Source organism: Pelagicoccus sp. SDUM812005, assembly GCF_031127875.1.
Taxonomy (GTDB): domain Bacteria; phylum Verrucomicrobiota; class Verrucomicrobiia; order Opitutales; family Opitutaceae; genus Pelagicoccus.
This window is the reverse complement of record NZ_JARXIA010000004.1, coordinates 151208-171400: the sequence shown is the minus strand read 5'-3', so window position 1 is coordinate 171400 and position 20193 is coordinate 151208. Positions and strand designations below refer to the sequence as shown.

General features: G+C 52.2%; 14 protein-coding genes. 7 read left to right on the top strand and 7 right to left on the bottom strand.

Annotated elements, in window-relative coordinates:
• Positions 1–22: 22 nt before the first annotated feature.
• The 4 genes from QEH57_RS07035 to QEH57_RS24940 form a co-directional block, all read right to left on the bottom strand.
• Complete coding sequence (locus tag QEH57_RS07035; protein WP_309005992.1) at positions 23–823, bottom strand: MipA/OmpV family protein; 801 nt, start codon at positions 821–823, stop codon at positions 23–25.
• 175 nt (positions 824–998) lie between these two features.
• Complete coding sequence (locus tag QEH57_RS07030; RefSeq protein WP_309005991.1) at positions 999–2414, bottom strand: HAMP domain-containing sensor histidine kinase; 1416 nt, start codon at positions 2412–2414, stop codon at positions 999–1001.
• Positions 2411–3106 (bottom strand): response regulator transcription factor, encoded by a 696-nt coding sequence (locus QEH57_RS07025; RefSeq protein ID WP_309005990.1) that lies wholly within the window; start codon positions 3104–3106, stop codon positions 2411–2413. Before QEH57_RS07025 ends, QEH57_RS07030 begins: the two co-directional genes overlap by 4 nt.
• 291 nt (positions 3107–3397) lie before the next feature.
• Positions 3398–4249, bottom strand: a complete 852-nt coding sequence (locus QEH57_RS24940; protein WP_343224762.1) for a glycosyltransferase — start codon at positions 4247–4249, stop codon at positions 3398–3400.
• 410 nt (positions 4250–4659) lie between these two features.
• Between QEH57_RS24940 and QEH57_RS07020 the strand changes: the two genes are divergently transcribed.
• The 3 genes from QEH57_RS07020 to QEH57_RS07010 all read left to right on the top strand — a co-directional run bounded on the left by QEH57_RS07020 (position 4660) and on the right by QEH57_RS07010 (position 12646).
• Positions 4660–5484, top strand: coding sequence for a MipA/OmpV family protein (locus QEH57_RS07020; protein WP_309005989.1), 825 nt, complete (start codon positions 4660–4662; stop codon positions 5482–5484).
• A 254-nt stretch (positions 5485–5738) separates the two neighbouring features.
• Positions 5739–6824 (top strand): glycosyltransferase family 4 protein, encoded by a 1086-nt coding sequence (locus QEH57_RS07015; protein WP_309005988.1) that lies wholly within the window; start codon positions 5739–5741, stop codon positions 6822–6824.
• Between the two features lie 1292 nt (positions 6825–8116).
• Positions 8117–12646: a hypothetical protein gene (locus tag QEH57_RS07010; RefSeq protein WP_309005987.1), complete on the top strand. Its 4530-nt coding sequence runs from the start codon at positions 8117–8119 to the stop codon at positions 12644–12646.
• A 184-nt stretch (positions 12647–12830) separates the two neighbouring features.
• Here QEH57_RS07010 and QEH57_RS07005 read toward each other — a convergent pair whose 3' ends face one another.
• Positions 12831–13274, bottom strand: coding sequence for a hypothetical protein (locus QEH57_RS07005; protein ID WP_309005986.1), 444 nt, complete (start codon positions 13272–13274; stop codon positions 12831–12833).
• 349 nt (positions 13275–13623) lie between these two features.
• Here QEH57_RS07005 and QEH57_RS07000 point away from each other — a divergent pair, with 349 nt between their 5' ends.
• Complete coding sequence (locus tag QEH57_RS07000; protein WP_309005985.1) at positions 13624–13809, top strand: hypothetical protein; 186 nt, start codon at positions 13624–13626, stop codon at positions 13807–13809.
• A 216-nt stretch (positions 13810–14025) separates the two neighbouring features.
• Here QEH57_RS07000 and QEH57_RS06995 read toward each other — a convergent pair whose 3' ends face one another.
• Both QEH57_RS06995 and QEH57_RS06990 read right to left on the bottom strand, forming a co-directional pair.
• Entirely contained in the window at positions 14026–14826 is an 801-nt protein-coding gene (locus QEH57_RS06995) for a metallophosphoesterase (RefSeq protein WP_309005984.1), read from the bottom strand.
• Between the two features lie 37 nt (positions 14827–14863).
• Positions 14864–15721: a hypothetical protein gene (locus QEH57_RS06990; protein WP_309005983.1), complete on the bottom strand. Its 858-nt coding sequence runs from the start codon at positions 15719–15721 to the stop codon at positions 14864–14866.
• A 1519-nt stretch (positions 15722–17240) separates the two neighbouring features.
• Here QEH57_RS06990 and QEH57_RS06985 point away from each other — a divergent pair.
• The 3 genes from QEH57_RS06985 (at position 17241) to QEH57_RS06975 (ending at position 20189) form a co-directional block, all read left to right on the top strand.
• Positions 17241–17678, top strand: a complete 438-nt coding sequence (locus tag QEH57_RS06985; RefSeq protein ID WP_309005982.1) for a hypothetical protein — start codon at positions 17241–17243, stop codon at positions 17676–17678.
• Between the two features lie 96 nt (positions 17679–17774).
• Positions 17775–19049, top strand: coding sequence for a TolC family protein (locus QEH57_RS06980; protein ID WP_309005981.1), 1275 nt, complete (start codon positions 17775–17777; stop codon positions 19047–19049).
• 15 nt (positions 19050–19064) lie between these two features.
• A complete protein-coding gene (locus QEH57_RS06975; protein ID WP_309005980.1) occupies positions 19065–20189 on the top strand; it encodes an efflux RND transporter periplasmic adaptor subunit in 1125 nt (374 codons plus the stop codon).
• Positions 20190–20193 lie beyond the last annotated feature (4 nt).

The following is a 20193-nucleotide window of genomic DNA, read 5'->3' as shown; positions in this document are numbered from 1 at the left end:
AAATTCGTTTCCCGTATTCCGCTTAGAACTGGAAACCGACACCAAGGCCGTAGGAGACGAAACTATCGTCCTCCACGATCGGACTGTCCTTCGCGTCCCCGAGCAGGGAATTGTACTCGACCATTCCCATCAGCATCCAATTACCCGTCAGACGCGTCTTCGCGATCACCTTAAAGCCCGCCAGGTCGATTCCACTGGATGGCTTGTATTCGGAAAACTTTGACAAGGCCGCCTGATTCGCAGTCACGCCGTAGAAGGACTGCATATAATTCGAGTCCGCGTAGTGAATAAAGGGACCGTACTCCAATAGAAAATTGTCCGTCAAAGCTCCTCCAAAAGAAAAGCCTAGCTCGGAGTGCAAGCCGTCATGCCCCTCCGACTTCAAACCCTTCGACACCGTCCACGTGTATTCGGCAGGCCCCAGTTCCCCTTCCATGAAGAAGTTCGCCTCGAAACCTTCGTCGATATCCCCCATCCCCTTGAGGTGGGCCGCGTAGTCCTTCTCGTCGCGACCATCCGCTCGTCCCAAGGCCAAACCAAGCGAAAAACCTTCGCCATGCTCGTCCTGCGGACCTCGGAAAAGGTAGCCGCCAATCCCGTGGCGGTTTACGAAAAAGCGATCCTTATACGTAATGTCCAAGAACGGCATCGGGTCCGTTTCCGTTTCATCCAACCCCGGCGAGATCGGTTCCACGATCGCTCCCACGCCGATCATCACATCCCAGTCGCCATCGCCCTCCTCGGCTCGGTGCTGCCCGTTGGCCAGGCTGGCCAAAACGAGCGACAAGTTCGTACAAATAAGTGCAGATACGCCAAATTTCATCTTAATGAGTCCTTCTTTCGGTTCACGTGCGTCACCCCCGGAAAGGGGCTGACATTCACGTTGGCGATCTTAGCCCAAAGCGCATGGCGCCAGGGTGAAGGGACCATTAAATACAATTAATGTTTACCGCCCGGTGCCGCTCGCCCGGCTGCGAGCGGCGCTAAGCTGCCGATGCTCACGCAGGAAACCGCACCTGGGCCGCAAGCCCCGGATTCCGGTTGCGCAGCGATACCGTGGCTCCGTGCAGCTGGGCGATCGCAGCCACCATGCTCAACCCCAAGCCCACCCCAGGACTGCCACGACTCGTCTCCAAGCGGTAGAAGCGCTCGAAAACGCGACTCTGATGCTCGACGGGAATTCCCGCCCCTTCGTCCGTCACTTCCAAGAGCACGCTCCCATCAGCTTCCCGCTGCACCCGACAAACGACGCGCCCGCCCTCGGGCCCGTACTTGCGAGCGTTGTCTAGAAAATTGGATACTAGCTGAAACAGCAAGTTCCCGTCAGCCTTCAGCAGAGCCGACTCCCCCTCGAATACCACCGACTGCCGCCTCTCCTCCAAAAGCGGTTCGTACATCTCCACCGCATCCCGGGCAATCGTCGCCAAGTCCACTTCCTCCTGCGGCAAGCTCGCCGAGCCCATCTCCAGCTGTGAAATATGCAAGATGGAGCGAAAGGTGGATAGCAACCCGTCCACCTCCCCCAGCAGCAAGTCGATCTCTTCCGGCGTAGCCGAACGCCCCTGGGAGCTAAGCTCCTCCAAGCGATTCCTCAAGCGAGTCAAGGGTGTGCGCAGGTCATGGGCGATGCCGTTGGACGCTTCCCGGATCCGGCTCACCGACTCCTCGATCTTGTCCAGCATCTCGTTCAGGTTGCCCACCGTATCCAAAAAGTCGCTGCCGATGCGATCGGTAGGAATTCGCTTCCCCAAGTCCTTCGTACGGATGATCTCCTGCGCCATCCCGTTGATCTTGCCCATCGTCCGCAAGATCGAGCGACTGCTGAGCATGCCCGCAGCCAAGCCCACCAAAGTCACCACCAACAACGACCAAGCCGACACCTGATAAAACACATGCAAGTCGCTCCAATACTCCGTGTCCCTTCCCACGTAAAGCTTCCCGCCTCCCGGCAAATCTCGCTCCACGAGCAACAGGTCATAGTCCGGATTGTAGTCCCCTTGCAGCAGCCACGACAGGCTCCACCATCGCGGCGCCCCAGGCCGCTCGATGTCGTCCAACAAGATCACCCCCGGCGAAATTCGCCGCACGCTCTCCTCTCCCCACTCCGGAATATTTCCGACCCGCACCTCGCCTTGCCCATCCACCAAGCGATAATAGCACTCGCTCCCCGCCGCGCCATGCGCCGCCAGCTCAAGCCGTTTCGCCAAATACACTTCGAAGCCCGCCGGCCCCTCCGCCTCGAAAAGAGCCAGCAAAGCTTGAGTCTCCGCTTCAGCCTCCGCCGTAGTCCGCAGGCGGATACTGTCCGCCTTCCCTCCAAACCGCTGGACCGACACCATCCAAATCGCAGCAGCCAGGATCAAGAGGTAGAAAACGCCCAGGCGCCTCAAGGTACGACTTCCCTTACGCTTCATGCCTGCGGACTCTCCAACTTGTAGCCCATCCCGCGAATGGTTTTCAGCAAGGCAGGCTCCCCCTCGAAGGCCTTGTCCACCTTCGAACGCAAGCGACTTATATGCACGTCGATCACGTTCGTCTGCGGGTCGAAGTGGTAATGCCAAACCTTCTCCAGCAACATCGTGCGCGACACCACCTGGTCGGCATGCCTTATCAAAAACTCCAGCAAGCTAAACTCCTTCGCTTGCATCTCGATTTCCCGCCCCGCCCGCTTGACTCGCCGGGCCAGCAAATCCACCTCCAGATCGTGGATACGCAGCACCGTCGCATCCGCTCCGCCAGCCGCCACACCTCCCCGCCGCGCCAAAGCCTCCACCCGCGCCAGCAGCTCGGAAAACGAAAACGGCTTCGCCAAATAGTCGTCCGCCCCCGACTTCAGCCCCTCCACCTTCTCGTTGACTTGGTCCAAGGTACTCAAAATCAAGATCGGCACCTGCTTCCCGCTCCCCCTCAAGGTACGCAAGACAGTCAGCCCATCCAACTGCGGCAACATCCGGTCCAACACCACCACGTCGTAGTCCTCCGTCGTCGCCAGAAAAAGCCCCTCGCGCCCATCGACCGCTACGTCCACCACCGATCCGCTCTCCTTGAACCCCTTTGCGATATAGGCCGCCACCTGCTCGTCATCCTCGACCACCAAAATTCTCATCGGAAAACTCGAAAGGCAGCCGATCGAGCTTGTCGAGCCCGAACGCCTCCACACCTCGTTTGGGAAATTACTAAGCCTCTCCCCATTTTAGCCGCCCACTCTGCCAGATCCCGTTAAGACAAAGGCCTCCGGTCGGACAAGGAACAAGGCATCGCTCGAAGAACGAACTCGAACATTAAAAATGTTTAATGTTCGAAACTCCCCGCATACGGGCGGATCGCCGCTGAAACACCCCAAGCGCTATCTAGCAAAGAAAGGAAGCGATGATATAAAACAGTACGGATTCACACCTTAAAGTCTTACCACGGAAAATCTGGCAGCTTCCGCCCTATCCAACTGCGCGATACCAAAGCGAGTCGCCACCAACCGACGCTTGCGCGTCTCAGTGCGAATCCTACGGCTGAGTTCCCAGCCATCCTCCGTAACGTAACCACGTGCATGATCCAGATGAACAGCAATTGCAGAATAACGTATACACTTTCCCGTTACGCCCGCATTGCTCAACCGCATCCCCAACTCGCAATCCTCCGCTCCGTAGGCCATCCGGTTGTCGAAGCCGTTCACCTTCAGGATGTCCTTCTTCCAAGCGGAACTATTTTGACCGTTAAAGGAAGGCTTCGTCGGGGTTAGCTTGTCCAACATCCGAGCGAACCTCCCCTTCACCAATAGCTTCGAGTTTTTTCGATTCCAGGCCAAGCCCGACTCTCGCAGCCAACGGTAACGAAAAGCGCAACCGGAGACTACGTCCTCCTTTAGGATTGCCCGACTCGTCTTCATCGGAAGCTTGATGTATCCGCCTGATAGGTACCTTCCAAATTCGGCGAGATTCCTATGCGTCATCACAAAGTCGCTACGCGGAATACAATCCCCATCCGTGATTATCACATACTCGCCCCGACATTTCCTGATCGCTATATTGAGAATCATCGTTTTCCGAAAACCCAAGTCATCCTGCCAAACATGCTGAATCTCCAAAGGACTACTGCCCATGAGCTTCTCGATCCTACTACAATGGACAGCATTCGACCCGTCGTCCGCCAAGACGATCTCAAAATCCCTATCCCGCTGATTTTCGTAGCCCCACAGAACCTTCTCCAACCAATCCGAAGAATTGTAAGTGCTAATCACTACCGAAATCTTCATCGACTTTCGCTTTCTAGAATTCGTCGGCGATCCCGACCACCCCCGCATCCGTCGCGTGCTCACTATACTGCGAAACATATGCCTGCATTGCTCTCACCACGGAGCATACCCGAGTACCCTTCGCCCCTCTGCACGCAATCAAAGTACCAAAAGGCGCGAACATCAAAAGTATGAAAACAGAATCCATGGCCCCACTCTATCGGAAGCCACCTGACGCCATCGTTAAGAAAACATTAAATGCGTTTAATCTTATACGCGAAGAGTTTCATAGGTCCCAAAAGGTAATTCCAACCCCTGCGCCACTTAGAATATTTTATAATATCCAACTACCGAATACCTACCAAACATTAAATAGTTTTAATTCATGCGCAACCCCTACGAAAGCATCGATGCTCTAGGATACGACCCCTATGACAAAAATCCTAAAACGCCTCAGTTCAGTATCCATAGCTGCATTGGCCTTCAATGCTTACTCTCAGACCGATCTCAATGATCTCAGCCTCGCCAGTGAGTCCATCATGCAAGACTCGCAATGGACCTTCGAATTAATGGCTGGCATCGAGCACGAGCCCACCTATGCAGGATCGAAGAATTACGAGAGTGAACCCAACGCCAATATTCGGGCTAGCTACCGTAGCAAAAACGGAAACCTCTACCAATTCGGCCTTGGAGAAGCGAAAGCCACCTTCCCGCTCAGTGAAAACTGGTTCGCACAAGTGATTTTTGAATACGAGGAAGGACGCGACGCTGACGAAGAACCGATCCTGAAAGGCTTGACACCCGTTCCTAGCACGATCGAAGGCGAGCTCATCCTCGCTTACCGCCGGAACAACAAGTATCTCTACGCCCACTTACAGCCTGACGTTCTCGGTCGCGGTAAAGGACTAGTCTACTTCATCGGCGGCGGAATGGACTTTGCCACGGAAGACGGAAAATGGTCGCTCGACACCCGCTTCGACATAGCGTGGGGAAACAGCGAATACATGATGACGGAGTTCGGAATAAGCAGCAAAGATGCCGCAGCGACCGGCTACCAAGCATACACCCCGGGGGCCGGTTCGAAGTCCACCACCCTCGACTTAACCGTTCAACGTCGCCTAACCGAACACTGGAGTCTCATCGGCGGAGCTTCCGTCGAGTGCTACTTCTCAAAAGCGAAAGAAAGCCCCCTCATAAAAACATACGGCGACAGCACCTCCACCGAATTCGGCCTCGGCGTCATCTACCATTTCTAAATAGGTCGAGCTTAATACCCGCACGTCTTCCTCTTTCGCGGTGAGAATGAGCGCAGAAGAGGGCAGCCCTGCATGATGAGTCGCATGAAATCTCGGCTTAAATTTTTGCTACTAGCGCCCGTCGATTCAAGCGAGAAGAAGAGAGAAGCGGTCTTGGCCACAGCTTCGCTCCGTCCCTCCCCAAGCCTTCACCTCCTCTCCCCGCTCACCTGAGTTCCGTATTCCATCTTCCAACAGCACCTCGCTATTTCACGATGACCCAATCAAGCCAATCGCCTCTCGCTCCATTAGATCTCGTGGTACCCAACGTTAAACGCCGCTTCTCCGGCATCACTTCCACTACGATCCAAGTCCTTACCGAGCTCGCGCCCTTGCTCAAAGTCGCAGTTTATCGGCACCCACTCCCTACCCTCGAAAATCTCCCCCTCCTAAGCTTTCTCGAACTTATCCGCCACACACGGAGCCGGACCTCCAGTGACCGTCCCGTCATATATCACGCCCGTCGCAACGACGACATGATCCTCGGCCTTATCCTCAAAAAAGTCTTTCGCCGAAACATCCACCTCATCTTTACCTCTGTTGCCCAGCGCCAGCACTCATGGATCACGCGTTTTCTCTACTGGAAAATGGATACACTCCTTTCCACCTCTGATCGGTCCGCTTCCTATCTCCACCGAACGCCGTGCCACATCGTTCCCCACGGTATAGACACGCAACTCTTCCATCCTCCTTCCGACAGATCAAGTCTCTGGGCTGAGGCTGGTCTTCCCGGGCGATACGCCATCGGAATATTCGGACGCATCAGGCCCAGCAAAGGCACTGATGTCTTCATAAACGCACTCCTGGAAACCCTCCCTTTGTATCCAGATTTCACAGCCGTTGTCCTAGGTGAAACCCGTCCAGAGTTTAAGTCCTTCCAGGCAAAACTCGCACAAAAGATAGCCGATGCCGGCCTCACTCACCGTGTCGTCTGGCTTGGCAAACGCCCCTTCGAGGAGATCCCGATTTGGTTTCGGCGTATGTCGCTTGTCGCTGCCGTCTCGCGGTCCGAGGGCTTCGGCCTCACCTGCCTTGAAGCCATGGCCAGCGGCGTACCGGTGATCGCTACGCAGACCGGCGCTTTCGAGTCCATCGTGCGCCCTGGAATCGACGGCGAAGTCATCCCTGTCAACGATCCACGAGCTCTGGTCAAGGCATTCCACACACTGCTCTCAAACCCAAGCCGCCTAGAAACAATGGGCCGGGCCGCCCGAAAAAACATCCTTCAAAATTTCACCATCGAAAAGGAAAGCCAAGAGCTGCTCAACCTTTACCGCCTTATCCAAAGAAAGTGTCACTAGGCATCCATAAGGGCCAAACCTCACAACGCAAATTTGCCGGACCTTGCCCCCGACCTTAAAATCTTAAGCTCGAAAAGAGCTGGAATCCACGAGAATGGCATTGGTCCGCTTAAGCTAACCATCCGCAAGCCCTCCGAACGGAAGTTTCCCTAGGCCCGCCCAATGAGGGAGCCAGGCGGCGTTTTCTCGGAATTCCTTGAGCCTACGATTGGCCAATTTTCGATCTTGAGTTTTAAGAGAGCGCCTTATTTGCTGCCCTCCTCTTTTTACCAGAGCGAAATAGGTCCCTGACGATTCGTTCAAGTAAAGGCACTCGGCTACTTTTTTCATACTGGAGTTGGGTGTTGGAGTTGAAACCAGTTTCTGCATTACAGAAGCGGGTTACAACCCACCAAACTTGAGCGAAAAGTCTACTTCATAACCTATTGAACTCCAGTAAGTGTCGTTTCACCCATAAACTTGCACCGCAATTGCGCATATATTTGCACGTTGCGGCTTTTTTATGCCTTTTTTCCAGGTCTTGGGCCCCTGTTTCTTGCGCATGAGTTTGCACGAAACTACATTATTGCGCATAAGCGTGCACCGCGTAAATTGCACATAAGTTTGCACTCGATTTTGTTGTACATGAGCTTGCACTCAGTACACGCGTTCCAAAGTCACCCTTTCCTAGAGTCAGTGTAATTCACTCATATTCTGAAACTTGCTGATAATCACACTCTCGTACACGCACCAAGAGAATATGCGCGAGTTCCCAGATTTGCGCATAAGTTTGCACCGAAACTTCTGGTGTAGATGCGCTTTCCTAAATTCAGAACCTTCTATCTCGACTTATATTGAATTCTCGCGCGGCTATCAGATCTTCACCATTTGAACTGTCACGTCGCATAAGGCAAAGCCGTGCACTCTCCTCAACCATCAATTTGCATTTTTGGACGCAATTTGAGTCTATTATCATCAACTCCGAACATCAATCGCGGCATAGGTTTGCACGTGATCAATGAGACTCCCCTCCATATGTGATCTTTTGGGGCCATCTTGTCTTTTTTACTGAAGGGCTCTGAAATGGGAGACAATCTCCTACGGTTCATAAGAGCCTATTGCACATGCCCTCGAGCAACAGGTGCTAACAGAACCCCGTTCTCAGCCAAAACTTCCCCCTCCCGATGCCTGGGAAACAGCAGACAATTGAGGCTACCCCAATGCTCGCTGCTAGAGAAATAGGTTGATTTGCCACAATGCTATACGCCTAATGAGGAGTTACCCACTACCTATCAGATACTTATTCACGTTCAATGGCCAGCATTCAGCTAGATTTTTCTAAAATAAGAATACACAACGGAAGCCAGGACGAAGGCTTCGAAGAATTAGTCTGTCAACTCGCACATCTCGCTCCCCCCGAAGGAGCAACCACCTTTATCCGAAAAGACGGAGCCGGTGGCGATGCGGGGATCGAGTGTTATTGGACGCTCGAAGATGGCACCGAACACGGCTGGCAGGCGAAATATTTTGATCGAAGAATGACCGCCTCCCAATGGAAGCAACTTGATAAGTCTTTTATTTCGGCACTCCAGAAACACCCTAAGCTCACAAAATTCTATGTTGCCCTGCCCTTCGACCGCACCGATAGCCGCAAGAAAAGTGCGAAGGGTAACAAGGTAAAGTCATTCGACGACAAATGGAACGAGACTGTCGAAAAATGGCAAAAGCTGGCAGCCGCAAAAAATCGTGACATCGAAATCAAATATTGGGGCGCTCACGAAATCACCACCTATCTCTCAACAGACGATCCACACTACACCGGTAGAGCTCTGTTCTGGTTCAACGAACCAATCATAGGCACACGTCAATTCAAAGACCTGTGCCAAAAATCTAAGCTTGTTCTGGGAGAGAGATACACGCCCGAGCAAAACGTTGAACTCCCCATTATCAAAGATTTCGACGGGCTTGGATCAAACTCGGAATGGTGGGACAGGTTAAAGTCGATCCACCGAAACATAGCCGACCGGCACGAAAGATTCGTTCAGGAATTCACCAAAACACAGCCCCCGCCACTATCGCCAGAACCACTCAAGGCTCTAATCAGCGAAAGCGAAACACTACTTTCCAGGCTAAAAGAATCCATCAAAAACCGCAACATTTCCGATAGAACTGATAATCTTAAAAATGCACTCAAGAGAATAGAGGAATACGACGCGTCATTTTATGATGAATACCTCAAACTCGATAGGAACGCCACACACAGCTCGGAGAAGAGCACGTTCAGATCATTCTTCAATGAATGGCAATCTTTGAAGTATTTTCTGAATACAACAGCCTATCAGATAGCCCTCAAACGCTCAGCCCTCCTATACGGAGAAGCGGGTATCGGCAAATCCCATACGCTTTGCGACATATCAGAGCACCGCAATGAAAGCAATCTCCCCACAGTGTTCCTGCTTGGGCAGCACTACTGCGGCGGCAATCCAATCGACCTGATAAAAACCGAGCTCGATCTAAAGAGCCATAGAGACGGCGATGTACTCGGTGCCCTAGATGCTGCCGGTGAAGCCGCAAGAAGCAAAACATTGATCATCATTGACGCGATCAACGAAGGCTCAAGCCGAGAAAACTGGAAACACAACATCCGCAAATTTCTAGTCGAGGTTCAACAATATCAAAACATCTCCCTCCTGATAAGCTGTAGGACGACGTACCTGCGCTATATCCTTCCAGATGATTTTGACAGCGGATTGATGGTGCGCGTGCAACATAAAGGCTTTCGAGGGTTCGAACATCGTGCTGCCAGCATATACCTCTCTGGCCAAGGCATCTCCAAACCAAGCGCACCCATCCTTGCTCCGGAATTCAGCAACCCACTTTTCCTCAAAACCTGCTGCAAAGCCCTAAAATCGCGCGGCGAAACCGCCTTCCCTAAAGGGCTAAACGGCATAACCCGCCTATTCGATTTCTTTGTCACAAGCGTCGAAGCAAATATCGCCAAGATAAAGGGATACAATCCGGCTGAAGCAATCGTTCGCAATACCCTTCTGAGCTTCGCCTCAGAACTCTTTCCCAACCACACAGAAGGCTTTCCAATGACGCAGGCCAGAGGAATCATTAACGCCTTTGATCCAGATCCTCAAAGAGGAGAGAACCTGTTCAAGATCTTGATGGATGAGGGCATCCTCGCAGAAGACATCGTGTATTCGGAGCACTCGTCTCAACCGGTCATTCGATTCACATATGAGCGATTCAGCGATCACTTCATAGCAGATCAAATCCTAAAAGGATGCACGGGCGCAGACATTTCACAGCTTTTCGAGAAGGGCGGGCAAATCAACGCCCTTTTAACCGAAAATAGCTTCCTCCGCCTACAAGGGATATATGAGGCTTTGGCCATCGCCATCGCTGAGCACTTTAAACTCGAATTTATTGACCTGCTTCCAGGAGAAATAAATATCTCCAGATGGGGGCTAGAGGATCTATTCAGAAACACCGTGCTGTGGAGATCCGGCACTTCAATAACTGAGAGAACGCGGGAACTCCTCAATCTTTGTAGATCCAGCCTACACGAGAAACCAGCGATCGATATCCTGCTTCAACTCTCTACCGAACCCAACCATCCGTGGAACGCGGACATGCTCCACAACAGCCTGAAAAAGCGATCAATGGCAGAGCGCGACTATATCTGGTCAACCTATATCGCGATCTCCGACTACGAAGAAGACGAAGACCAACCGGAAAGCATCGTCCTTACTCTCATTGATTGGGCTTGCCTCGGCGACATATCAGAAACCGAAGCTGAAAGAATTCGCCTATGTGCAACAGCGCTCATGTGGTTTCATACCACACCGAACCGGAGAGTCAGAGATCTGACAACAAAAGCGATCGTAAGACTTCTAGCGAATCATCCTGCATTCGTGCCCTCCTTGATTAAAGAGTTCTCAGACATAAATGACCCCTATTTGAGCGAGAGACTATATGCCGTCGTTCTTGGCGTATTCTGCCACATCGAAGATGGGAGACTTCAAACCAAGATCGCCGACCTGGTCTACGAGACACTCTTCCGAGGCGGTGAACCACCGGCGCATATCCTCTTGCGGGATTATGCACGTAGCATACTGGAGCTGGCACTCCATAGAGGTGTTCTTCCCAGTTCAATCGCCCCAGATAGCTTTCGTCCCCCATACAAAAGCGAATGGCCTATCGAAAACCCGACCGAGGCCGAACTCGATGAGCTAACCGGAGACCAATACCGATCAAGCATCCGCAGCTCTCTCATGGGGTTTCCAGGAGACTTTGGCAACTACACGATGAGCTGCGTTCATGACTGGTCGCCAACGCCCTTAAGCGAACAATCCCCAAAAACCGGATACGAGCTATGTTATGAATTTGCCGAAAAGCACTTTTCCGAAATCGATAAGATAAGATTTCTAGCGATTTCAAAGCCCACTCGAAGCCGCAAAGACTACGATTTGCAGCAAATCGATTTTCTAGAGGACATAACCAAAGCCAAGTTAGAGGATCTTCGCAAATTGAACCAAGAATTCCAAAAAGAGCGCGAGGAGTTTTTCACGAGGATCACCCAAAACCTTTCTCCTGAGGACAAGGAGTACTTTCGATGGCTCAAAGGTGTTGATACAAGAGGAGCGCCAGCATTTAGCCGAAAGTGGGCACAGCGATGGGTTTGCAAACGTGCCTATAGGTTCGGATGGACTGAGAAGCTCTTTAAGTCTTTCGAAGAGGTCTGTTCCCACAGAAGCAGCACTAGCCGTGCTACATCGCATATGGAGCGTATGGGAAAGAAATACCAATGGATTGCTCTCCATGAGCTACTCGCAAGGCTTGCGGACAACCTGCACTGGATCGTAAACGACTACTCTGAAGATGAAGACCGCAGATATGAAGGGCCATGGCAATTATCCAAGCGTGACATTGATCCCACGATCTGGATCAGGAAAAAAGCGTCACCGAATTCATTCTACGACACAACACCGACATGGTGGCAAAGCTTTCAATTTAATCTAGAAAAGCTCAACGACTACGACGCTCAGGAAAAATTCGTTTGGTCAGAAGATAACATCCCAGATTTCCCCTCCCTATTCTGCGCAAAAGAGCCGGGCAATGGATGCGAATGGCTTGTTCTCAATGGCGGTTGGCACGAAAACCAAAAAGACGATGCTGACAAACACGCGCCACGGTTAGACGCGTCATTCTACATCAGGACAATTATAGTTAGATCAGAAGATGTGGATGCAGTCAAAGCCCATCTGATCGATCCAAAGAATAAGCGTGAATGGATGAACACGCCAGAAATCGGAAATGAGACATTCTATCTGGAATACCCTTGGCACCAGACCTGCGGAGACTCAAACTGGAGAAGTTCAAAAGACAGTTTCAGGCCTTTGGTTCCCGTCGACTATCTCGTCCCAACATCTACATTCGGACTGGAAAGCAAAAGTCGGGATCACTCGATTGAAGAGTCTTTCAGCATTCATGTGCCGTCACTGGAGCTAATTGAAGGACTGGGGCTCAAGCACAAGTACGGTCTTTTCGGCTCATGGCAAGACCCTGAAGGGAATACGGTTTTCCGAGATCCAAGTGTTGATGAAAAAGGTCCAAGCTTTGCACTCGTAGATCGTACCGCATTCGAATCCTGGCTCCAACAGAACAATCTAGCCGTCTTCTGGCTGACCTACGGGGAGAAACAACTTTGGAACTCACGCAACTTGAAATTCCATGGAAAGCTCGACTATCGAGGCACATTTTTTCTTGAAGCCGGAGAACCGGTTGGACGCGTTTTCTTCAAAAAGAATCTCGGTCGCGACAATGCATGTCAATAAAAGGACCTTCGAACCGCAGGTTCGCATTGCCCACGGTTGAACAAGCCGCGGTCCACGTCAGGTTCAACTGGATACATACATGTATTTTGCTTTTATTTATCCCTTGGAAGGGCCAGAACTTCCACATGCGCTGCCCACCAGGACAGCGAACGAAAGCCCCCGTACGGGCAGGAGCGAAACGGCCCTATCCGCCCATTTCGCCGAAACGGCAGAAATGCTCCTCGACGAGATCGAGGGACCTTTTCGATCCTTCCCTCAGGAAATCCAGCGGACGGCCGCCCAGCAATTCGAAGTCGGCTAGGAGGTAGTCAACCATGAAGAGCGAATCCCTCATCCCCTTGCGGTCTGCACGCTCGAGGAGCCAGGGGAGAAGCGGAAGCGGCTTGCCTTCCCACGCCAGGAGCTCGGGAATCCCGTCGGAAAATCCCCCATCGTCCGAAGCGTCGATGAGTTCGCCGCGAGCGAGCATCGCGAGGACCTCGCTCTCGGACGTCCTTATTAGGGCCGCGAATTCGGCAGGGGAAGCGAACCCGCCTTCGGCCTCGACCTCAAAAGCCAGTCGCTTGAGGGCCTCTTCCCCTCTTCCGCGAAGTCTGGCTAGAATTTCTTCTCTATCGCTTTCTTCCATTCAGGCGAAAGAAGCTTGAGGAGAAAGCTCGCAAACGCGATCCTTCACTCGAAGATATGTTCGTCCTCGACATCGTCGAAGCGATCCGAACCCCAGACTCCTTCGAAATCCGGCTATTTGGGGACTATTCACCTGTCGAATTCCTCGTAGGCTACCAGGGACGACAATTTCTACAGGGTCCAGCTAGACTCAAGTGTCTCGCGCGAGTGACGACAGTCCCCGATCCCCGCAATCGGGATAGAGTGCCCCCCTGACCCAACTACACCCACCTCAAATGGTGTGAGCCGGATTGCCAGCGAACATGCGACCTTGACCAAAGCACTCATCTTCAGAGTGAGCTCCAACGAAAATGAAAGAACTCATCGAATCTGTCGGCAAGCGATCAGAGCCAATCACCGTATTTCTTATAATGATAGAGCCCGGTTGCGGGACTCTCTATGAGCCAACCAAAAATGTCCGGAAGGCTGAGGCCGCCGGCAAGGATTATGGAGACGACTGCGGAATTCCAAGCCTCAGAGCTTCTTACAAACGCTGAAATGAGGCTAGCCATTCAGGAAGCTAGGAGGCAGGCGAACATCGAATCCATCGTTGCGAAAAGCGTGGACGAAATTTCCTCTGATATACCTGAAGGAGCGAGAGATCCCGATTGGTTTGCGAGATTTTTTCAGGAAGCCAAGCATACCTCAAGCGAGGACATTCAGCGAATTTGGGCCAGAGTAGAGTGCTTGTTAGGTTACAGATCTACATGTAGTTATAGTTTTTTAGTTTGTTTAGCGTAGCGTATTCGTTCCGCTTCCAGGTCGATTGTGGCTGTTGGGTCGAACTCCAATCCTTTAGGGATCTCGCCAGAGTAGCCTTTCTGGTTCGCGAAAATTCGGGTTCTATCAATTAGGTAATCAAGGCCCTGATGATTGTGACCGTGTATCCATACCGAGGGGCCTTCGCTCTCGATCAGGCTGTCCAACCTAGATGCGAAGGCTGCGCTTAGCGGATTGCCTTGGTAGTCCTGATGTACCGAACAATATGTGGGCAAATGGTGGGTTATTACGATGGATCTGCTCAAGTCTCCGGACTCTAGAAACTCGATCAGATTCACTAGCGTTTCCGAGTGGCAGTGCTTCGTGTCCCTAGGGTCCAAGCCTCGACCAGTCGTGTTGTTTCGGATTAACCTATAGTCGTTCATCGCAACACGAGCGATGCGAGAATGTAGCCCGGGGTTTCCGTACAGGGAGAAGTCAGTCCAAAGTGTAGCTCCAAAGAACCTGAATCCTCCATATTCCACGATATCCCGCTCAAGTACCGTTACATTAGTGCCTTCCGCTTTCGCTCGGCATTCATCAATCAATCTGGGAAAGCTACCGCCGTAGTACTCGTGATTGCCTAGGACATACAGAACCGGCTTGTTCGGTATCGCGGATACTGCCCAGTCAACTCCGAGGGTTAGTGAATGAATATCTCCAGCAAGGACGACTAGCTCAGTCCCAGCGTCGATGAAGCGGAAGGGGGTTGAATCTCGCTCCAGATGTAAGTCGCTGATTACCTGTATCTTCATGTGTTGAGAGTATGGACGCCCTCGGTCCCGCACTGAGTTATTCGGGTTTTTCTGGTAAGCAGTGAAAGTATTCCACGACAGTTTCCCAATCCCGGTAACCCGTTGATCCAAACTGAATAAGTTGCCCTTTAAAGTTCTCCTGCCCCTTTCCCGAACTCCGGTCGTCGATCAGGAAGTCACCAATCAGTAGCCCCTTGTTTGGGCAGATTATCAATCGCTTGGTAAGCTCGTAATCGAAGTGCTCTTCAATCCAGATTCGTTTTTCGCTATAGCTCGTTGGATTTCGGGTTGATGGAGCGGTGAGAATGTAAAGGTCGTAGCTTTTCCTCAGTTCGTTGACCGCGTCGACAGCTCCGTCAATCGCTGGCAGATTTTCAAAGAATCCCGGTATGCTTTGAGGAAACTGTACCTCGGGGTGTAAATGTAGCGCTTCATCGTGAGCCGTAGAGTAATCACACAGCACATCGTCCATACCGACGTAAATAATCCTCCCTTTTTGGGGCGCATCATTTTGCTCTTCGGTAGACTCGGAGCCTCCCTCCAGTGAACCGAGAAACTTTAAGGTCTCATAGTTGTCCGGCCAGATTTCCAGCGACTTGTTCAGCATTTCAGCCGCTTCTTCCTTTCGCCCTAGCTTGGAGAGTCCTTGAGCCGCTCCAAGGTAGGCTAGCGGGTCTTCTTCGTCGTTCTTGATTAACTCCAGGCTGTAATCCGCGAGGTCTTTCCAGCGTCCGAGCATGTAGTAACAATCCAGTCTGGTTAGCTTTGCTCCGAAAAAATTCTCGGCGTCCTTTTTGCTAAGCTTCTGAAGGTCTACCAGTATTTTCTCAAAGAGCTTTGGGTCCTTGAGTTCGTGTGCCCTGTGCTGGGCTTGCTTAATGTCTTGTAGCTTCATCTCCTTGTTTGATCAATTATCTGGCAGCTCGCGGCCAAGAGAGGTTGAACTATCGCTCTATTTGCCCGGATTTCTAACTGTACCCCAAGGCATAGGACAAAGGCTGTCCCATACCGCGTTATTACTTGCAAACTGCGTGGGGCCTTTTCGTTGACCCTTATGATTTGCTGGCATGGGGGGCTGTCGAAGTGAAGGTATTGAGACGAGAAGACAGTTCATGGACAATATGCTTCGAGGAGAAGCCTTGCAGGGCGGGGCTAGGATTCCTTGTTTGGCTTCCGCCTTGAGTTTTCGGTGGCCATCCTTCGTAACTGCGAACGAGCCGTGCTCTAGCCGATGTTCGAGCCTCGAATGACTTTGATGGCATTGCGACGGCTCAATTCGTAATTTGGTTATCGATTAACAAAAGCTAGCAGAGGGCTAAGTATCATGCAGACGGGAGCGACCTGGTTCGCAGCCAGGCCCGGTGATTAGCTCCGTGCTAAGGCGCCCGGTTCTGAAGGGTAGATTTTCGTCGCTACGACTCGGGTTGCCCGCAAGGTTGTTCGTCTCCGAGGCTTCTCGAGCGGCTGTAGTTTCGCGTCGGGGGAACTCTGCTTGCTATACGTATGCTTTGGCAGAGTTGGCGAGAAGCCTCGCCAGCTGGTTTGGACTGGCCAAACGAGGGTGTGCTGGCCATCGGACATGCTTCGACTCATGTCTGAAGCGAGCAACGAGGGTCAAGCTAGCACGAAGGAACAGGAGGTCTGCCGCAGGGCATGGGAACTCTTCGGGGGACGGGAAATCCGTTAGCGGTTAGCTGGCTAGGCCACTTGCGGGGCTGGGCGGCAGGCGACCTTGCGACGCTTGCAAAACGAGGGAAGGAGCCACGGGGATTATGGAATTGCTAGGCAGAATCGAACACTGGCTTAGCTTAGCGTCCAAGCTAAGCTTAAGGCATTCGAGAAATCTATTTTTGGCTTGGTCGCAACCGATGGCGATAGAGATCTGCTCGCCAATTTGCTATGTACTCCGAATGAGAGGTTTCCGCTAATCGGTGATGAGAGAATGCGCCCTCTGGAAGTTATCAAAACGGGAAGGCCTCAATGGCTTGCAGCTTGGGTTCACGATGCTTTGTGCGGTAATCCGAAATAGATTTTCTAAGTCGCTGCGCTCCGGGCTGAGGGCTCGACAACCGAACGTAGGCTGAACAACCAAGAACTACGTTTGCTCCAGTAGAATTCAGATCGATCCAAATTCAAAATTTCATGCCAGAACCACTTGACGATAAGTACTATCAAAAGCGTTCGACCCTACGCCGTACTGACGCAGAGGGAATTGATTTCGGGGGAAGCCCCCCCCCCCGATGAGCTTCAAATGAGAAAATCTTGGTTCGACAAGGACGACAACGCCCCAGACTTCTTCGTCGGCATTGGTTTTGCAAAGCGTTGGCGATAAGAAGGATTGGTGGAGCCAATAAGTGATTATTCTTGAAACTTCTTGCAATAAGCGCGAGTCAACCGGCGTCTAAAAAACGACAATGAGCAGAGTAGTTGCATTCCTAAGCCTCTTTATGTTCGCCCTTCAAGCGGCGGGCATGGGCACTGGCGTGATCACGCTCTGCAAGCATTTGGACGGGGAATCCCATCGGGTTTCCGGAGCGACTCACAAGCAGGAAAGCCATGGCGAATGCTGTCACCACGACGATGCGTCCCACTCCGATGAAATAAACGCCAACACTGGGTGCGGATCATGCGTCGATACCGAAATCGACACCAGCGAGCGCAACGATGCGATCAAATCCAATGACAGAGTTAATACGTCAGCGGATCTAGCAAAAGCCTTGGTCGCCATCGAAGTTGAAAACTTTTCACCTTCGAAATCCACCTTTCGCGGTTCTCTCGCACCTGCGAGGGGGCCGCCCATTTCGCTTCCACAGGTAGCGATTCATATAGAAACCACAATACTGAGAATCTGATTCTCCTGATTGTCTAGCTACGTTTGGCGAATGCTCGTCAGGCGCTCTTCCGAACCTGCCATGGTTCGGGCACGCTAAACACTTCAGGAGTTTTTTATGTCCAGATTTTCAAAACTAGTTTCTATACTTGCATTCAATGTATCCATAATCTCAGCGCTTCATGCTGACTCAACTTCAAGCCTAGCGCTGTCTAAAGCGCAGGCTGTTCAACGCGCGCTCGACCACAATAAGTACTTGTTGGCAGCGCGGCATACGGTCGACCAGGCTAAAGCTCGCCGAGACCTCGCGGGCAAATGGGCGGATCCTGAGCTGTCGATCGACTACTCGAACGATTGGCTCTTCAACGACGAGGGCGAATCCTCCTTTGGCATCGCGTTCGAACAGCGATTCCCGATTGCCAAACGCATCGGGCTTCAAAAGGAGATCGCCGATATCGAGATCCAGCTCGCGAATGCCGAGATTCGCAACTTCGAGCGACGCTTGGTGCGCGACGTCGAGCTGGCCATCAACGACCTTGCCCACATCGATGCCCAACTAGAGCTCCGCCAATCTTTGGTGAAGCTCAACACCGAGTTCGCCAGCTTCGTGGAGTCGCGAATCGAAACCGCAGAGGCTTCCGAACTCGACGCCAATCAAGTCAAAATCGAATTATACGTAATTGAACAGGAGATACAGAGATTGGAAAACGAGCGAGACGCGCGAATATCGGATCTTCGAACCCTCCTGAATCTGGAGCCCACTCGAGAGTTGCAGCTAGCCGAAAAGCTAGTCCATCTCAATGGCTCGCCAGACTTAGCTGAAGCAAACGAAACGTTTCTAAATTCACATCCTGAATACAGAATAAAAACTCTGCTTCTCGATATTGCGAACAAAGAGACCCAGCTCACCCTGCGAAGACGTTGGGACGATATAACAGTAGGCGTAGGGTTTGAAAACGAGCGATCCGTTGACGAACCGTCTGGCATCGGCACGGACCGATTTCTAGGCCTTAGCGTATCGATTCCATTGCCCGTTCGAAAGCGCTACGAGCCAGCGACACGGGAACGCGTCGCGAAGCAAAGCCAACTGAAATCCGTGCTTGAGGCTACTTCGTTAGAACTTCGCAACGCGGCAGCAGCCCAAAAGGCCAAAGCCCTGAAGCTCTACGAGCAAGCCCAACTCTACGAAACGAACATGACGCATCTCGTAGAGCAGAACCTCGAGCAAATGAACTCCGCCTATGGAGCAGGGCTCGTTGATCTCAACGAACTTTTTCGAGCCCAAGAGCAACGGCTGAAGATCCAGTCTGCCCACCTAACAATGGCTCACGACTACCAGCAGGCCCTCGTCGAGTGGCGCGCCGTTACTGCACTCAATATCAGCCAACGATAAATCCTTTAGAAGAAAATGAAGCTTAAACTTTCACTAGCAGCTCTCCTCATGGGAGCAAACAGCCTACTAGCCCAGAATACAGCCGACATGGTCATTCTCGACGAGAACGGCATACATAACTTGCGTATCCAAACAGTGGAGGCAGATGAACGAGAGTTCGAAACGACTGTTTTCGCAATCGGACGCATCGAAGACATCCCATCCAACCGATCCGTTCTCTCGAGCCGCATCGCGGGACGTGTCGTCGAGCTCAAAGCCTTCGAAGGAGACTACGTCAACAAAGGTCAAACGCTCGCCAGAGTGGAAAGCCGACAGCTCGGCGATCCTCCGCCAAGCATCGAACTCAAAGCACCCCAGCAGGGAAAGATCATTGATTCCCACGTTCGCCTAGGCCAGCCAGTAGAGCCCGACACGGAACTTCTCGACATCGCTGATCGCTCGCAGATGTGGGCAATAGCCAAGATCCCCGAGCAAGAAGCCGCACTCGTGACGATCGGTTCTTCGGCCCACATACGCATACCAGCCCTTGGCGATCAGCTTATAGAGGCCAAACTCCAGCGTTTCGGCGTAGATGCCGACAGGGAAGCGGGTACAGTCGAGGGCATTTTCACTCTCGACAACCCTCACGGAAAACTCAGCCCCGGCATGCGAGCCGAGTTCTCCATCGTGCTCAGCACGAGGCAGAACGTCCTAATGGTACCCAAGGTGTCACTACAAGGAAGCCCAGCGGAGAGAGTCGTTTTCGTAAAAGACTTCGACCTTCCAAACGCGTTTATCCGCACCCCCGTTCGACTCGGCGAACAAAACGACCAATTCGTGGAAATCCTCTCAGGCCTCTTCCCTGGGGACGAAATCGTGACGCGTGGTTCCTACTCCCTGAGTTTTGCTGGAGGCGGTAGCGGCGTTTCGCTCAAGGAGGCCCTCGACGCCGCCCATGGACACGCGCACAACGAAGACGGGTCCGAAATCACCGACGACCAAAAGTCAGACGACGACCATGGACACGACCACGGCGAAGGCGACGAATCGCACAGCGGCTCCTCAAGCCTACCGTGGATGATCTACTCCGGCCTCTCCACACTAGTGTGCGTAGTCTTCGCTCAACTACTCTGGAGAAAGCGTTCCAACAACAATTCCTAGCCGC

Bases quoted from the DNA above. Each gene is read 5' to 3' on its own strand.
- QEH57_RS06985 (WP_309005982.1), top strand. From the start codon at position 17,241: ATGAGCAGAGTAGTTGCATTCCTAAGCCTCTTTATGTTCGCCCTTCAA.
- QEH57_RS06980 (WP_309005981.1), top strand. From the start codon at position 17,775: ATGTCCAGATTTTCAAAACTAGTTTCTATACTTGCATTCAATGTATCC.
- QEH57_RS06995 (WP_309005984.1), bottom strand. From the start codon at position 14,826: ATGAAGATACAGGTAATCAGCGACTTACATCTGGAGCGAGATTCAACC.
- QEH57_RS07015 (WP_309005988.1), top strand. From the start codon at position 5,739: ATGACCCAATCAAGCCAATCGCCTCTCGCTCCATTAGATCTCGTGGTA.
- QEH57_RS07000 (WP_309005985.1), top strand. From the start codon at position 13,624: ATGAAAGAACTCATCGAATCTGTCGGCAAGCGATCAGAGCCAATCACC.
- QEH57_RS24940 (WP_343224762.1), bottom strand. From the start codon at position 4,249: ATGAAGATTTCGGTAGTGATTAGCACTTACAATTCTTCGGATTGGTTG.
- QEH57_RS07025 (WP_309005990.1), bottom strand. From the start codon at position 3,106: ATGAGAATTTTGGTGGTCGAGGATGACGAGCAGGTGGCGGCCTATATC.
- QEH57_RS06990 (WP_309005983.1), bottom strand. From the start codon at position 15,721: ATGAAGCTACAAGACATTAAGCAAGCCCAGCACAGGGCACACGAACTC.
- QEH57_RS07010 (WP_309005987.1), top strand. From the start codon at position 8,117: ATGGCCAGCATTCAGCTAGATTTTTCTAAAATAAGAATACACAACGGA.
- QEH57_RS07035 (WP_309005992.1), bottom strand. From the start codon at position 823: ATGAAATTTGGCGTATCTGCACTTATTTGTACGAACTTGTCGCTCGTT.
- QEH57_RS07030 (WP_309005991.1), bottom strand. From the start codon at position 2,414: ATGAAGCGTAAGGGAAGTCGTACCTTGAGGCGCCTGGGCGTTTTCTAC.
- QEH57_RS06975 (WP_309005980.1), top strand. From the start codon at position 19,065: ATGAAGCTTAAACTTTCACTAGCAGCTCTCCTCATGGGAGCAAACAGC.
- QEH57_RS07020 (WP_309005989.1), top strand. From the start codon at position 4,660: ATGACAAAAATCCTAAAACGCCTCAGTTCAGTATCCATAGCTGCATTG.
- QEH57_RS07005 (WP_309005986.1), bottom strand. From the start codon at position 13,274: ATGGAAGAAAGCGATAGAGAAGAAATTCTAGCCAGACTTCGCGGAAGA.